We start from the raw sequence: 14,233 nt of genomic DNA, 5'->3' as shown, positions 1-14,233 counted from the left end.
TTTTCAGGATGATGAGAGGTGCGGCTTGCCCTTTTTTATTGCTGCAGGTAAAAAACCGAGCTTTATTTACAGACAAACGGTTTCGGGGTTCAGCTATTCATCATGCGAGTACGGCCGGCACCCTGAACAAAATCAAAACTGCAAGGAGTGATTCGTGGCTGGAGAATATGTTTATACCCTCGAAAATCTGACGAAACAGCATGGTGCAAAAACCATTCTGGAGGATGTGAACCTGTCGTTCTTTTTTGGAGCACGGATTGGAGTGATCGGGGGAAACGGTTCGGGCAAATCGAGTTTATTGAAAATTATGGCCGGGCTGGATGATGAATTCATAGGCCAATGCATCATCGCAAAGAATACAAAAATCGGTTACCTGGAGCAGGAGCCGGAACTGACCCCGGGAAAAACCGTTCAGGAATGCGTGATGGAGGGCGTGGCGGAACAACAGGCCAAACTCGATCGCTACGACGAAATCTGGGAACTCCTCAGCGGGGACGTTTCCGACGAAGAGTCCGAAAAACTGAACGATGAAGTGGCCAAACTGCAGGACGAAATTGATGCTAACAACCTCTGGGAGATCGACCGGCAGGTGGAGATGGCCATGGACGCTCTGCGTCTTCCGGAAGGAGACCAGCCCGTCGACGTTCTCTCCGGCGGGGAGAAGCGCCGCGTGGCCATGTGCCGCCTGCTGTTGCAGAATCCGGACGTACTGCTGCTCGACGAACCGACCAACCACCTGGACGCCGAATCCGTCGGCTGGCTGGAAGAACATCTGAAACGCTTCACCGGCACACTGGTTGTGGTGACCCATGATCGCTACTTTCTGTCCAACGTCACAGAATGGATCCTTGAACTGGATGCGGGCCGTACATTCCCCTACAAAGGAAATTATGAAGCGTGGCTGGAGCAGAAACAGCTGATTGCTGAGCAGACCCAAAAGCTCAATGCCTCCCGCAAAAAAATGTTAAAGCAGGAACTGGACTGGGTGCGTATGAATGCTTCCAGCCGCCTTACCAAAAACAAGGCGCGTCTGAAACGCTACGAGGAACTGGCCAATCAGGAATTTGATACCGCCGAAGATAATCTATCCATTCAGATTCCGGTCGGAAAACGTCTCGGTCAGAAGGTGGTTCAGGCGCGTGATGTGGCAAAAGCCTTTGGAGACCGCCTGCTGTTTGACAACGTCAACTTTGATCTTCCGCCCGGCGGCATTGTAGGAATTATCGGCGGCAACGGTGCCGGGAAAACCACGCTCTTCAAAATGATCATCGGTACAGAGGAGCTTACTGCAGGTACCCTGGAACTTGGCGACAGCGTGGATATCTCCTACGTCGACCAGTTGCGCGACGACCTCGATCCCGATAAAACGATCTGGGAGGAAATTTCCGGCGGCGAAGAAACCATCGAAGTCGGCGGACGCGAAATGAGCTCACGCGCCTATTGCGCGCGCTTTAATTTCAAAGGAGCTGAACAGCAGAAAAAAGTCGGCGTACTCTCCGGCGGGGAGCGAAACCGCGTGCATCTGGCCAAACTGCTGCGCGGCGGCGGAAACCTGCTGATGCTCGACGAACCGACCAACGACCTCGACGTCGCCACCCTTCGCTCCCTGGAAGAAGGGTTGATGAATTTCGGCGGCTGTGCCGTGGTGATCAGCCACGACCGCTGGTTTCTCGACCGCGTTGCCACACACATCCTCGCCTTCGAAGGCGAGGAAGTGATTTGGCACGAAGGCAACTATGAATCCTTCAAGGCGTTCATGAAAAAGTCAAAAGGTGAAAACTGGAGCCCTCATCGCATCCGCTACCGCCCTCTGAAAAAATAGATTTTTTTTTACGGACCGGACCTTTCTCGTCCTCTATGTTGCCGAGAAAGGTTTTAATGAAAATATTACTCGAAAAGTTTGAACATTTCATTGTCCTCACCCTTATGGCATTCATGATGTTTGCTGTATTTCTCGCCACAGTCGAAGTCGGCGTTATTCTTTGGCAGGAAATGCTGAAACCCCCGAAATGGCTGCTGGATGTTGCTGAAATGATGGAGGTTTTCGGATTTATTCTGATGGTCATCATCGGCCTCGAACTGCTTGAAACGATCAAAGCCTATCTGCTGAAACATGAAATTCATGTCGAGGTTGTACTGCTGGTCGCACTGGTGGCCGTTGCACGGAAAGTCATCATTCTGGATTATAAAACAGCCACCCCTGAAATGATGTTTTCCGTGGCTGCGCTGGTGCTCTCGATGTCGGCCGGTTTTTTTCTGGTGCGCCATTCCCTGTCGCACAGCCGGAAACGCTCGGAAAAACCGGAACGTTAATTCGGAGCAATCGTTATCTTCTCCACGATATACTCTACGGAGGCCTGACCGCCGGCCGTAACAAATATTGTCCCGGCATCTTCCGCACTCCATTGCCCCGACATCGCCTGCTCGAAATCCTCTTTTGAGCGGAACAGGTAAAGCCCCGAGTAATCACCCAGCCCCCAGGCACCGTCAATTTCCAGCTCCAGCAAACGTACAGCCACACGGTCCCCCGTTTTCGTATCGGTCATAATCCCCTTGCCCCGTTTTCCAAACATCGGAATTCCGGAGCCTGAACGCTCGACAACAAGATATCCCGGCGCCAGAGACAATTTCGACTGCAGTTCCTGATGCTCCAGCAGCATGCCCGCCAACGTGTGATCCGCGGCGTGATTCATGGCCCGGTCCTGCTCACGGCCGATGGTTGCGCATCCGCTCAGTATGCATGACGCCGAAACGACCAGTACAATTTGAAAATAATTATTCAGCATCATGATTCCTCTGTAATCGTTGACATAGTTTTCCATCCATTGGAAGATTTCCAACGTTAACTGAGCCATCTGTAAATGACAAGGAGAGCCGTCATGCAAGCGTTATCGTATTCAGCTGTATTTCTCTCAAGCCTCATCAGTATCGGCGTCTATGCTGGCGCAGGCAAAGCCCCGCAGCCACCCGCTGATGACAACCTGTCTTTGTCCGGAACGCTGGCAGAGCCAAGTTTTTCCGGCATCACAGCCTCGCGGCTTCAGACCGCTGTCGATAAAGCGTATGCGGACTTCAAAAACCTCTCTGAGGGCAGAAATGCGGACTATATTCCCATTCTGACGGAAACCCCGAGCAATCTCTTCGGCATTGTGCTGGCCACCCCCGACGGCACCCTGTTCAGCGCCGGCGACGTTGAATATAAATTTTCCATTCAGTCCATTTCCAAACCCTTCACTGCGGCACTGGTAATGAATCAGACCAGCCCTGAAGTGCTTAAAGAGAAGATCGGTGTCGAACCCACCGGCCTTCCTTTCAATTCCAAACTTGCGCTGGAAATCTACGAAAAGCGTTCAGTCAACCCACTGGTCAATGCCGGAGCAATCGCCGCGGTGAGCCTGATCAATGCCGATTCTGAAGACAAACGCTGGTATCTGATCCGCCAAAACCTCAGCGACTTTGCAGGCTCTGAACTCGAGTTGCTGGAAAAGGTTTATCAATCCGAATACGACACGGCCTGGAGCAACCGGGCAATCGCCAACCTGCTCTACAGTTATCACCGGCTCTACTGCGATCCGGAGGAAGCGCTTCGTGTTTATACCAAGCAGTGCGCTCTCGGTGTCAGCTGCGAGAATCTGGCGATTATGGGAGCAACGCTGGCCAACGGCGGAAAAAATCCAATCACTGTAAAACAGGTGCTGCAAAAAGAACACGTTCCCGAACTGCTGGCCATTATGGCCACAGCCGGTTTTTACGATGAATCCGGCGAATGGATGGCACAAGCGGGACTGCCGGCCAAAACCGGTGTTGGCGGCGGTATTGTCGCTGTGGTTCCCGGCAAGTTTGCCATTGCAGCCTTTTCTCCCCGGCTGAATGCCTCGGGCAATTCGATCAAAGCCATGAAAGCCATCCGGCAGATTTCCGGCGAACTCGGTCTGGGTATCTACGGCGCAAATCCGGAATAAAACGACGGCACACGCTCTCCGGTCGGAAAAACATAATCGGCGGAACTTAATTCAACCGCTGAACACACAGAAAAAGCACTTTTTTCTATGCGGCCTGTGCAGATCACCGCATGCCCGCTCCGTAAAAAAGCATCGCCACATGCACCATCAGCAGTGCGGCGCAGAAAAGACCGATGGTCTGTTTCTGTATTTTCCGGGCATCGGGATCATTTCTCAACCGCTCATTGAACAACACATCGACCAGCGAATCAGACGGCGCCGTTTCCGGCTCTTCAGGCACATCCCTAAAATACTGCTTCAGTTTCAGGTAAGCCTTCACTGAACCGATAAAAAAACCAAGTGCGCATAGACTGCACAGTATAAAAAGCATCATCTCAATACTCCATCAACGGGCACTGAATTCCGGGCGCTCATCCGGAAAGCTGATGAACCGCATCAATACCAATAAAAAACATTTTCATCTGACCGAAGAATACCTATACATAACTTCCAGTTCATTTCACCGTTCCAATTATCTTTATCGGCTCAACGAAAGAGGTGACAAATAAAGCATTATTTCAAGGTCTAAGCGAACATCTGCGATGCACCGCCGCACCCCGCATAAAATCGGTTTTGATACGACTGTAACTGAACAATATGCGAAGCTCCGATCCTCTGCCCTTCGGCATTACCCTGACTCATTTACTCCGACCGGATAAACCATCATGAAAAAAACAGCAGCTCTTCTATTTCTCGTCACATTCACCGGCATCCTGCATTCCATGGCCGCCCCCAAAGGCTGGGGAATCGGCGCGGGAACCTTTGACGGAGATTTCGGTGCCCAGGCACGTAAGGATTTTCTCTTCGGCCCGGAGTTGCAGTACGACATCGCCCTGCAGGCCGGACTCTATAACCAGCACAAGGTCACCGGTCGTTTCGATGCGGACTTTCACTATATCATCAACCCCGAATCGGGATTTCAATGCTATCCCCTGGCCGGCATCGACTGGGCCGTTCACAGCAAATACAACCGGATCGGTGCAAACCTCGGAGCCGGCGCCACGCTGGATCTTAATGACGAAACCCGCCTGTTTATCGAAGCAAAATATGTAGTCGGCGACTGGGACGGATTCGCCTTCACCGCCGGTATCTATTTCTAATGATAAAACGTATGACATCCATCATGGCGGCCTGCTGTGCTCTGACCTGCGCCGCCGACGAACTGACCCACTGGGCCAAACAGGCACAGAACCCGCTGGCCGATCTGATCCGGATTCCGGCCGAAACCCGCCTTGATTTCGGTTATGGCCACAAAGGCGCAGTCAACTGGACCACCGCTCTCACCCCCTCCATGGTTTCCCGGATTTCCACAGATTGGAACCTCGTTAACCGCCTGAACATTCCATTCAAATACCAGCCCGGCCGCACCCCCGGCGAAAAGGATTCTTTCGGCCTCGGCGATATTCTGTACGAAAGTCTGTATACCCCATTCGGAAGCCGTAAAATTTCCTTGGGTGCAGGTCCGGCCTTCCAGATTCCATCGGGAACAGATCCCCAGCTCGGCACACGGAAATGGAGTGCGGGACTGGCAGCGGCCGTCAATGCCGAAACCGGGCCCCTTGTTTTCGGATTACGCGCAAACCAGCTCTGGTCCTTTGCCGGCGACAACCACCGGCCCGATGTAAACCAAACCCGGGTCGAATACTGGTTTTATGCCAATCTCGGCAACGGCTGGTGGATCGGCACCTCTCCGGTCAACACGATCAACTGGGAAGCCTCTTCCGACAAACGCTGGACCGTTCCGATCGGGGGCGGATTCGGAAAAATCATTGATGGAAGACTTCCGCTGAACCTGAAACTCGAAGCCTATTCATTTGCAGAAATCCCCGACGACCTCTCCGACGGATCACTGTTCTTCACCATCGAATACCTGATTCCCGAAAACGCCCTGTTCAAGCGATAGCCCATGGTCGTTTGCCGGCGAACCACCGCCCTCCTCGACAGAATACGGATTGACTCCTCCGGCCCTCATTGAATTAAGAGATTCGCCCTCGACACCGCCACGGATCAAAACTACCCTTTTTCATGTTCAAAAAGAGGAGATATGAGTTATGAACAAGCTGTTTATTTTTTCCGGCCTTTCGGTCTTTTTTTTAATCGGATGCACGCCGAAGAATGAATTTCAGCCGCCGCCGGCTCCCGAAGTGGGCGTGCAGACACCGGTGGTCAGGGATGTCACCGTTTATGACAGTTTTCCCGGCCGCGCTGCCGCCTCGGACGAAGTCGATATCCGCGCCCGCGTCACAGGCTTCCTGAAATCCATCGATTTTGAAGACGGCCAGCGGGTAAACAAAGGCGATCTGCTCTTTACCATCGAACCGGAGCAATACGAATCGGCAGTCAACTCCGCCAAAGCCCAGCTGGCTCAGGCGCAGGCCGCACTGAAGCTGGCCGAAGCCACGTTGCAGCGCAACCAAAACGCTTACAAAACCAAAGCCGTTTCGGAAGTGGATGTACTTACCGCCGAAGCCAATAAAGATTCCGCCGCCGCGGCCGTGATGGAGGCCGAAGCCGGACTTGAAAAAGCCATGCTGGATCTCTCCTACACCAAAATTCACGCTCCGTTTTCCGGGCGCGTGGCCCGGCGTTCACTCTCCGTCGGCAACCTGGTGGGCAGCGGCACTTCCACTCTGCTGACCACCGTTGTGGTGGAAGCGCCTATCGATGTCTTTTTCAACGTCGATGAACGCACACTGATGCCGTTCCTGCGCGAAGGCCGCGGCACCACCGAAGATAAGAAAAAAATGCCCCCCGTAAAACTGGAGCTGGCCGACGGCATTCAGCATACCGAAGAGGGCATCGTGGATTATTCCGATCCGGAAATCGATCCGGATACGGGCACCCTGCGCCTACGGGCGGAATTCCCCAATGCAAAAATCAATCTGATCCCCGGCATGTACGGAAACATCCTGCTGCCGAAAAAAATTGAAAAAGCGGTGCTTGTTCCCGATCTGGCTATTCAGCGCGATCTCAGCGGAGCCTTTGTATTGGTCGTGAACGATGAAAACATAGTGGAAAGCCGTTATATCCAGCGCGGAGCCCTGGTGGGGACTGAGCGGATTGTTTCCGATGGCCTGAACGTGGATGAACGGGTGATCGTCAACGGCCTGCAGCGCGCCCGGCCGGGGATCCCCGTACGTATCGCGGAACCGCAGCCTCAACCCGCCGCCGAAAAAGAAGCCGCTCCGGCCGCTGAATAAAACGGAGAATTCCCATGTTCAGCCACTTCTTTATTAAACGCCCCATTTTTGCCGCGGTGATCTCCATTGTCATCGTGCTGCTCGGCACCTTCTCGCTGCTTTCTCTGCCGATCGAACGTTACCCGAATATTGCACCGCCGGCGATTACCGTGAGTGCCGCCTATCCCGGCGCCGATGCCAATACGGTGGCCGACACCGTCGCTGCAGTCATCGAAAAAGAGGTCAACGGCGTCGAAGGCATGATCTATATGAACTCCGTCAGTGCCAACGACGGAACCTTGAAACTGACCGTGACCTTTGAAACCGGCGCGGACCTGGATATGGCCAACGTACTGGTGCAGAACCGGGTGGCCAAAGCGATTCCCCAGCTCCCTCAGGAAGTACAGCGTCTCGGGGTTTCCACCCAGAAAAAATCGACGGATGCCAACCTCTACATCGGCTTCACCAGTTCCAACAAAAATCACGACGACATCTTTCTGGCCAACTATGTAGCCCTCCGGGTGAAAGACGAAGTGGCCCGCGTTCCAGGGGTTGGAGAAGTACAGTCCTTCGGGGCGGGCAACTATTCGATGCGGGTCTGGCTCGATCCGGAAAAGATGAAAGCGCGCGGTCTGACGGCCGACGATGTGGTCAATGCGGTCCGCGAACAGAATCTGCAGGTTGCGGCAGGCCAGATCGGTGAACCGCCGGTACCGAAAGGACAGGCGAACCAGTTTACCCTTCAGGTGAAGGGCCGCCTGCTGGAAGCTGAAGAATTCGGAGCCATTGTCATCCGGACCGGCGACGATGGACGGCTGCTGCGTATCCGGGATATTGCCCGGGTTGAACTCGGTGCCCAGAATTATATTATCCGCTCCAGTCTCAACGGACAGCCTTCCTCCACCATTGCGGTCTATCAGATTCCCGGAGAAAACGCCCTTGATGTGGTCGCCGGTGTCCGCGCTAAAATGGAAGCCCTCAAGGCCGGCTTTCCTGAAGGCATGGATTACACCATTATCTACGACAATACGGTGGTCGTTAAAGCCTCCATCGCCGAGGTGCTCAACACCCTGTTCATTACGCTGATTCTCGTGGTTTTGACCGTGTATATTTTCCTGCAGAATATCCGCGCCACGATTATCCCGTCTGTCACCATCCCGGTCGCTCTGATCGGCACCTTCGCCGCGATGGCGGGACTGGGCTATTCCATCAACCAGTTTACGCTGTTCGGACTCGTGCTGGTCATCGGTATTGTGGTGGATGATGCCATTGTGGTCGTGGAAAACTGCACGCGCCTGATTGATGAGGAAGGCTTGCCTCCGAAAGAAGCCGCCATGCAGGCGATGACCGAGGTTTCCGGTCCGGTCATTGCCACGACGCTGGTGCTGCTCTCGGTATTTGTCCCGACCTCGTTCATGCCGGGCATCACGGGGATTCTGTTCAAACAGTTTGCTGTAACCATTTCCGTAGCCACCGTCTTCAGCTCCATCAATGCCCTGACGCTGAGTCCGGCACTGTGCGGAATTCTATTGCGTCCTTCCAAAGGGGAATCAAAAACCGGCATCTTCGGGGCCTTCAACAAAGGCATGGATAAAACCCGCTCGGGTTACCTGAAAATTGTAAAACTGGCGTTGCGCAAAGCGGCTATCGGCCTGATCGCTTTTGCGGTCATGGCCTTTGCGGCATTTTCCGGATTTTCCGACCTGCCCGGCGGCTTTGTGCCGCAGGAAGACGAAGGTTACTGCATGGTCAATGTTCAGCTGCCGGATGCGGCATCGCTGGAACGTACAGATGAATTCATTAAATCGGTCAATGCCATTATCGGCAGCACGGACGGTATTGCCGACTACATGACGATTGCCGGCTTTTCCATTCTCGACGGAGCGGCAATTCCCAACGCGGCCTTCAGTGTGGTTACGTTTAAGCACTGGGACGAACGGGCCGATCGGCCGCAGGCGAAAATCATCGGCGAACTGAACATGAAACTGGCCCAGCTGAAAGACGGCGTCACCTTCGCATTCCCGATGCCGTCCCTTCCGGGGGTCGGCATGTCCGGCGGTCTGGTGATGATGCTTCAGGATCGCGGCGGCGTTGGAATGGGTACGCTGCAGCAGGTGGCCGAAGAGTTCATGAACGACGGCAATTCGCAATCCGGCCTGCAGGGTATGTACACGACCTTCCGCGCCAATGTTCCCCAGCTTTTTGTGGATATTGCACGCGATCAGGTGCTGTCCAAAAATGTCTCCATGAGTGCCGTCTTCAATGCACTGCAGTATTTCTACGGCTCGGTCTACATGAACGACTTCACCTACATGAACCGCGTTTTCCAGGTGCGCGCCCAGGCCGACGGTAAATTCCGCCGCGAAGCCGACCAGATCCGCGACCTGGAAATCCGCAGCCGCGACGGAAAAATGCTGCCGCTCGGATCGGTGATCGATGTGGAAGAAATTCTGGGACCGCAATCCATCACCCGCTACAACATGTATCCCTCGGCCAAAATTATGGGCCAGCCCGGCGATGGCTACAGCACAGGCCAGGCCATGGCGATCGTGGAAAATATGTCCGACCGGAAACTGCCGAATACAATGGGTGTGGAATGGACCGAACTCTCGTATCAGGAAAAAGAAGCTCAGGGCGGAACCACCATTATATACATCCTGGCCATCGTCATGGTCTATCTCGTACTGGCCGCGCAGTATGAAAGCTGGAGTATTCCGGTTTCCGTCTGCCTGTCTGTACCGACTGCTCTGCTTGGAGCGGTCATTGCCCTGAAAGTTGCGGCATTCGATAACAACGTCTATGCCCAGGTCGGGATCGTACTGCTGATCGGTCTCTGCACCAAAACCGCCATTCTGATTGTGGAGTTTGCCAAAGTGGAACATGAAGAAGGCAAATCCATTTTTGATGCGGCGCTGAGTGCGGCCAACCTGCGCTTCCGCGCGGTATTGATGACCGCGTTCTCCTTCATTCTGGGGGTTATTCCGCTCGTCATTGCCACCGGAGCCGGTGCCATGAGCCGGCGCGTACTCGGGGCCACCGTGTTCGGCGGCATGCTTGTCGCCACTGTTGCCAGTTTAATTTTTGTGCCGATGTTGTATTACATTGTCCAGAAGGCCTCCGAAAAAAAGAAGAAGGCCCCGGCCGCACTGCCGACCGACCCCCGAGAGGATGGATAAATCATGCATACACTGAAACCGGCCCTTGCCCTGCTCACGCTCATTTCCGCCACGGCATCCGCTCAATATCATAAATATGATGTCTGGGAGGAAAACTTTACGGTTTCGGGCCTGCTCGGGGCGGTGCAGTATGAGGATCTGAAATTCGCTCCGCCCGATGCCGATTCCGGGGAAACAGAACGAGTTGATGTTTCACTGCTGCCCCAGGTCGGCGGCGCATGGACCACCCTGCCCCGAGGCGATCGTTTCCAGTACGGCCTGGAATGCTCCTTCCTGCTCGGTTTCCGCTTCGATAAAATCAACTATCTTGTCGCCGGCGGCAGCGGACTGTATGTCAGCCTCTCCACGTCCATGTGGACCTTCGATCTGGCCGGCGGCGGGTACGCCAGCCTTTTCCTGGATCAGGGAAGAAAAGTCCGCATCTATGCCGGCAGCGGACCGTTGATGCTCTATGCGAACTATCGTACCGAGACAGATGACGGAACCACAACGGATGACGATTCCGAATCGGTATTCGGTCTGGGCTGGTACGCCCGCACCGGATTCGAATTCCGAGTACATGAAAAAGGAATGCTCGGCCTCGGAGCCCGCGCCAACTGGGCCCATGCCGATTTTTCAGAAGTCGGCGGCTCCTCCGAAATCAGCGGCATCGCCCTTTTTGTTTCTTATACCGCAGGATTTTAGAGTTTCGCTTAAATTCAGTACCATGAAATCCTAACCTCTTTGTATTACACCCGTTTAGTCCTCTTTCAAAATTCTCCTCCACAAAGGGCAACATACAGCCCTCGACCAACCGGAAGACACTGTAAAGAAAACCGTTGCCGTATTATGCTCTGCCGGCCTTCATTGACGAACGGTTTCGGTTCGCTCCGGCGGCCTCCCCAGAACACAAGCAGGCCGGCTGGAACCCACTTCAACATCTATCCGGATGCCGGCGTATCCCCTTTTCCCCCGGGATCACCCTCAACCCTCTTCTGCACGGACAACCAATACCTCGCCCCACTCGACATTTTTCAATGTCAATGACGCCGAAATAGAGGCCGATCATCTGGATCACAGGAAAGCGGTATTCCTTGAAAACCACGTCGACCTCTTCAAGATCTGGCGGGGGCCGTTTACCGAACTTCGCATTTCCCCTGCCCTTCCATCTACAGCACGGTCCATTTTGAAAAGTGCAGAACGATACTGACCGAGAATGGGCCTATGACCGCGAGTAGCATGTTTATCAGTTAAAAAGCGGGCGCGAAGAAAACCCGGGCCTCGGCTGGACCAGAGTCAGCATGAAGAACGAATGCGAAACCGTTTACCCCGCGGTAGAGTGAATTTTTTATTTCCACCCATGGGCCGGCGCATTATGTTGTCCGGCTTATGGGAAAAAATGAACAGATGCGCTTTTCGGACCGGAAGCGGCAGGAGATGGATTTCCAGTTTCCGGAAATTCCAATGAATATCGTGCTGGTCTATCCATCGATTCCTCCCAATACCGGCAATGTATCCCGCCTCTGCGCGGCTACCGGATCCAGGCTCCACCTGATTGAACCGCTCGGTTTCAATATCGACGACCGTGCCGTCCGCCGGGCGGGACTGGATTACTGGGATTCGGTCGACCTCCACGTTTATCCGGACTTTGGAACATTCCTGGAAAAAAATTCCAAAGGTCGGAAATTTTTCTTCAGCACAGCCGGAAAAAAAATCTTTCATGATGCGGCGTTTGAACCCGGTGATTTCCTCATTTTCGGCAATGAGACCTATGGGTTGCCCGATGAAATCATCGATGCACAACCCTCTGACCAAGTCTTGAACATTCCCATCAGACTCGATAATGTGCGCTCCCTCAATTTGTCGAATTGTGCGGCGGTTGTACTGTTTGAAGCACTTCGACAGATTAATGCATGAATTTTGAACGCAGCTTTCATTCTGCGGTCGAAAAGCGCATTACAACACAACAAGGGAGCTTAGAACATGGCTGGAATTGAAGTCATTAATCAGAAAGTCCGCGAAGCAAGCGCATTTGTACCCACGTTAAAATCAGAAATCGGCAAAGTGATTGTCGGTCAGGAATATCTGATTGACCGGCTCATCATCAGCATGCTGGCCAATGGCCACGTTTTACTCGAAGGGGTTCCCGGATTGGCCAAGACGCTGACCATCAACACCCTCGCCCAGGCCCTCGACACGGCCTTCCAGCGCATCCAGTTTACCCCCGACCTCCTTCCCGCCGACCTCATTGGAACGCTGATCTACAACCAGAAAGACGGCGAATTCATCATCAAGAAGGGCCCCGTTTTCGCCAATGTTATTCTGGCCGACGAAATCAACCGCGCTCCGGCCAAAGTGCAGAGTGCCCTGCTCGAAGCCATGCAGGAAAAACAGGTAACAATCGGCGATGAAACCTTTCAGCTGCCCAAACCTTTCCTCGTGATGGCCACGGAAAACCCGATTGAGCAGGAAGGTACTTATCCCCTGCCCGAAGCGCAGGTTGACCGTTTTATGCTTAAACTGAAGGTCGGCTATCCCACCATCGAAGAAGAACGCCGGATTCTCGACCGCATGGCCCATTCCAATACCGAAATCGCCATCAACCCGGTACTGCATCCCGATGAGATACTGAAGGCGCGCGAAATTGTGGATGAAATCTACATCGACGATAAAATCAAAGATTATATCCTCAGCATCGTCTTCGCCACCCGCGAACCGGAAAAGTACAACCTCGATATTAAAGACTATCTGCAGTACGGGGCTTCTCCGCGCGCCACGATCAATCTGACCATGGGCGCCCGCGCACACGCCTTCATGCAGGGCCGCGGTTACGTCACCCCGCAAGACGTTAAATCCATTGCCCCGGATGTCCTTCGCCACCGCGTTATCGTCTCCTACGAAGCCGAAGCCGAAGAACTTTCCAGTGAAGATCTCATTAAAGAGATCCTCAGCGAAATCCCTGTCCCGTAAGGGCGACATGCATGTCGCCCATACCACCATGAACGACGCAATTGACCATAAAGAACTGCTGAAGAAAGTTCGGCGGATCCAGATCACGACCAAACACGCGGTAAACGATGTATTTGCCGGGCAGTACCATTCCACGTTTAAAGGACGCGGCATGGAGTTTGATGAAGTGCGCGAATATGTGCCCGGCGATGACATCCGTACCATCGACTGGAATGTCACGGCCCGCACCGGTGCCCCGCACATTAAGAAATTTGTGGAAGAGCGCGAGATGACCGTCATGCTGGTGGTCGATGTGTCGGCCTCCCATCTTTTCGGCAGCGGCAATCAGATGAAACGTGATCTCGCGGCCGAAGTGGCCGCAGTACTGGCCTTTTCAGCCATCCGCAATAATGACCGCATCGGTCTGATTCTTTTTTCAGAAGAGGTGGAAAAATATATCCCCCCGAAAAAAGGCACCCGGCACGTCCTCCGGCTTGTTCGCGAAATGCTTTCCCATAAACCGCAGGGAAAAGGTACCAACGCCGCCCCCGCACTGGATTATCTCAACCATATCAGTACCCGTAAAAATGTGACCTTCCTTATCTCGGACTTTATGTTCAACGACCACTATGAACAGCTGTTGAAAATTTCCGCGCGCCGCAACGATCTCATCAGCGTCGTCATTGGCGATAAACGGGAAATCGCCTGGCCGGACATCGGATTGATCAACTGGCACGACGCGGAAACCGGCGAAACCGTATTGGTTGACACCTCAAGCCGTAAGGTTCGGCAAAAACTGCTGACCGACCAGACGGCCCGCTCCGAGGCCATTGACGAACTGCACCGCAAAGCCGGCATCGACACCATCCGCCTTTTCGCTGGAGAACCCTACGAAAAGGAATTTATCAAATTCTTCCGCCAGCGGGCCCAACGGAGATAAACGCCACGG

13 protein-coding genes are annotated in these 14,233 nt (G+C 53.7%); 11 read left to right on the top strand and 2 right to left on the bottom strand.

The features are described 5' to 3' along the window. The first annotated feature begins 154 nt into the window (after window positions 1-154). Window positions 155-1,822: an energy-dependent translational throttle protein EttA gene (gene ettA / locus P9H32_RS11530; protein WP_322609046.1), complete on the top strand. Its 1,668-nt coding sequence runs from the start codon at window positions 155-157 to the stop codon at window positions 1,820-1,822. A gap of 56 nt (window positions 1,823-1,878) precedes the next feature. Further along, window positions 1,879-2,313, top strand: a complete 435-nt coding sequence (locus P9H32_RS11525; RefSeq protein WP_322609045.1) for a phosphate-starvation-inducible PsiE family protein — start codon at window positions 1,879-1,881, stop codon at window positions 2,311-2,313. Here P9H32_RS11525 and P9H32_RS11520 read toward each other — a convergent pair. Beyond that, the gene (locus tag P9H32_RS11520; RefSeq protein ID WP_322609044.1) at window positions 2,310-2,855 is read right to left on the bottom strand and encodes a hypothetical protein; all 546 of its coding nucleotides are present in this window, start codon (window positions 2,853-2,855) and stop codon (window positions 2,310-2,312) included. The two genes, P9H32_RS11525 and P9H32_RS11520, sit on opposite strands and share 4 nt — an antisense overlap. A gap of 24 nt (window positions 2,856-2,879) precedes the next feature. Here P9H32_RS11520 and glsA point away from each other — a divergent pair, with 24 nt between their 5' ends. Continuing rightward, on the top strand, window positions 2,880-3,962 hold the full coding sequence (glsA, locus tag P9H32_RS11515; protein ID WP_322609043.1) for a glutaminase A: 1,083 nt from the start codon (window positions 2,880-2,882) through the stop codon (window positions 3,960-3,962). A gap of 103 nt (window positions 3,963-4,065) precedes the next feature. On the opposite strand, the gene P9H32_RS11510 is transcribed toward glsA, so the two are convergent. After that, window positions 4,066-4,335: a hypothetical protein gene (locus tag P9H32_RS11510; protein WP_322609042.1), complete on the bottom strand. Its 270-nt coding sequence runs from the start codon at window positions 4,333-4,335 to the stop codon at window positions 4,066-4,068. A gap of 331 nt (window positions 4,336-4,666) precedes the next feature. On the opposite strand from P9H32_RS11510, the gene P9H32_RS11505 reads away from it, so the two are divergent. The 8 genes from P9H32_RS11505 to P9H32_RS11470 all read left to right on the top strand — a co-directional run bounded on the left by P9H32_RS11505 (window position 4,667) and on the right by P9H32_RS11470 (window position 14,224). Then, a complete protein-coding gene (locus P9H32_RS11505; RefSeq protein WP_322609041.1) occupies window positions 4,667-5,101 on the top strand; it encodes a hypothetical protein in 435 nt (144 codons plus the stop codon). Between the two features lie 11 nt (window positions 5,102-5,112). Further along, a complete protein-coding gene (locus tag P9H32_RS11500) occupies window positions 5,113-5,904 on the top strand; it encodes a hypothetical protein (RefSeq protein WP_322609040.1) in 792 nt (263 codons plus the stop codon). A gap of 148 nt (window positions 5,905-6,052) precedes the next feature. Further along, window positions 6,053-7,201, top strand: coding sequence for an efflux RND transporter periplasmic adaptor subunit (locus P9H32_RS11495; protein WP_322609039.1), 1,149 nt, complete (start codon window positions 6,053-6,055; stop codon window positions 7,199-7,201). Between the two features lie 14 nt (window positions 7,202-7,215). Then, on the top strand, window positions 7,216-10,356 hold the full coding sequence (locus tag P9H32_RS11490; RefSeq protein WP_322609038.1) for an efflux RND transporter permease subunit: 3,141 nt from the start codon (window positions 7,216-7,218) through the stop codon (window positions 10,354-10,356). Between the two features lie 3 nt (window positions 10,357-10,359). Beyond that, a complete protein-coding gene (locus tag P9H32_RS11485) occupies window positions 10,360-11,040 on the top strand; it encodes a hypothetical protein (RefSeq protein WP_322609037.1) in 681 nt (226 codons plus the stop codon). 684 nt (window positions 11,041-11,724) lie between these two features. Then, window positions 11,725-12,252, top strand: a complete 528-nt coding sequence (locus P9H32_RS11480) for a tRNA (cytidine(34)-2'-O)-methyltransferase (protein WP_322609036.1) — start codon at window positions 11,725-11,727, stop codon at window positions 12,250-12,252. A 66-nt stretch (window positions 12,253-12,318) separates the two neighbouring features. Beyond that, window positions 12,319-13,305: an AAA family ATPase gene (locus tag P9H32_RS11475; RefSeq protein ID WP_322609035.1), complete on the top strand. Its 987-nt coding sequence runs from the start codon at window positions 12,319-12,321 to the stop codon at window positions 13,303-13,305. A 28-nt stretch (window positions 13,306-13,333) separates the two neighbouring features. Beyond that, the gene (locus P9H32_RS11470; RefSeq protein ID WP_322609034.1) at window positions 13,334-14,224 is read left to right on the top strand and encodes a DUF58 domain-containing protein; all 891 of its coding nucleotides are present in this window, start codon (window positions 13,334-13,336) and stop codon (window positions 14,222-14,224) included. Window positions 14,225-14,233 lie beyond the last annotated feature (9 nt).

Source organism: Pontiella agarivorans (genome assembly GCF_034531395.1).
In the GTDB taxonomy this organism is placed as follows: Bacteria; Verrucomicrobiota; Kiritimatiellia; order Kiritimatiellales; family Pontiellaceae; genus Pontiella; species Pontiella agarivorans.
Note: the sequence above shows the minus strand (reverse complement) of the source record. Positions and strands in the feature narration are given on the sequence as shown.

Bases quoted from the DNA above. Each gene is read 5' to 3' on its own strand.
- P9H32_RS11525 (WP_322609045.1), top strand. From the start codon at position 1,879: ATGAAAATATTACTCGAAAAGTTTGAACATTTCATTGTCCTCACCCTT.
- P9H32_RS11505 (WP_322609041.1), top strand. From the start codon at position 4,667: ATGAAAAAAACAGCAGCTCTTCTATTTCTCGTCACATTCACCGGCATC.
- glsA (WP_322609043.1), top strand. From the start codon at position 2,880: ATGCAAGCGTTATCGTATTCAGCTGTATTTCTCTCAAGCCTCATCAGT.
- P9H32_RS11490 (WP_322609038.1), top strand. From the start codon at position 7,216: ATGTTCAGCCACTTCTTTATTAAACGCCCCATTTTTGCCGCGGTGATC.
- P9H32_RS11500 (WP_322609040.1), top strand. From the start codon at position 5,113: ATGACATCCATCATGGCGGCCTGCTGTGCTCTGACCTGCGCCGCCGAC.
- P9H32_RS11470 (WP_322609034.1), top strand. From the start codon at position 13,334: ATGAACGACGCAATTGACCATAAAGAACTGCTGAAGAAAGTTCGGCGG.
- P9H32_RS11485 (WP_322609037.1), top strand. From the start codon at position 10,360: ATGCATACACTGAAACCGGCCCTTGCCCTGCTCACGCTCATTTCCGCC.
- P9H32_RS11510 (WP_322609042.1), bottom strand. From the start codon at position 4,335: ATGATGCTTTTTATACTGTGCAGTCTATGCGCACTTGGTTTTTTTATC.
- P9H32_RS11520 (WP_322609044.1), bottom strand. From the start codon at position 2,855: ATGGCTCAGTTAACGTTGGAAATCTTCCAATGGATGGAAAACTATGTC.
- P9H32_RS11475 (WP_322609035.1), top strand. From the start codon at position 12,319: ATGGCTGGAATTGAAGTCATTAATCAGAAAGTCCGCGAAGCAAGCGCA.
- P9H32_RS11495 (WP_322609039.1), top strand. From the start codon at position 6,053: ATGAACAAGCTGTTTATTTTTTCCGGCCTTTCGGTCTTTTTTTTAATC.
- P9H32_RS11480 (WP_322609036.1), top strand. From the start codon at position 11,725: ATGGGAAAAAATGAACAGATGCGCTTTTCGGACCGGAAGCGGCAGGAG.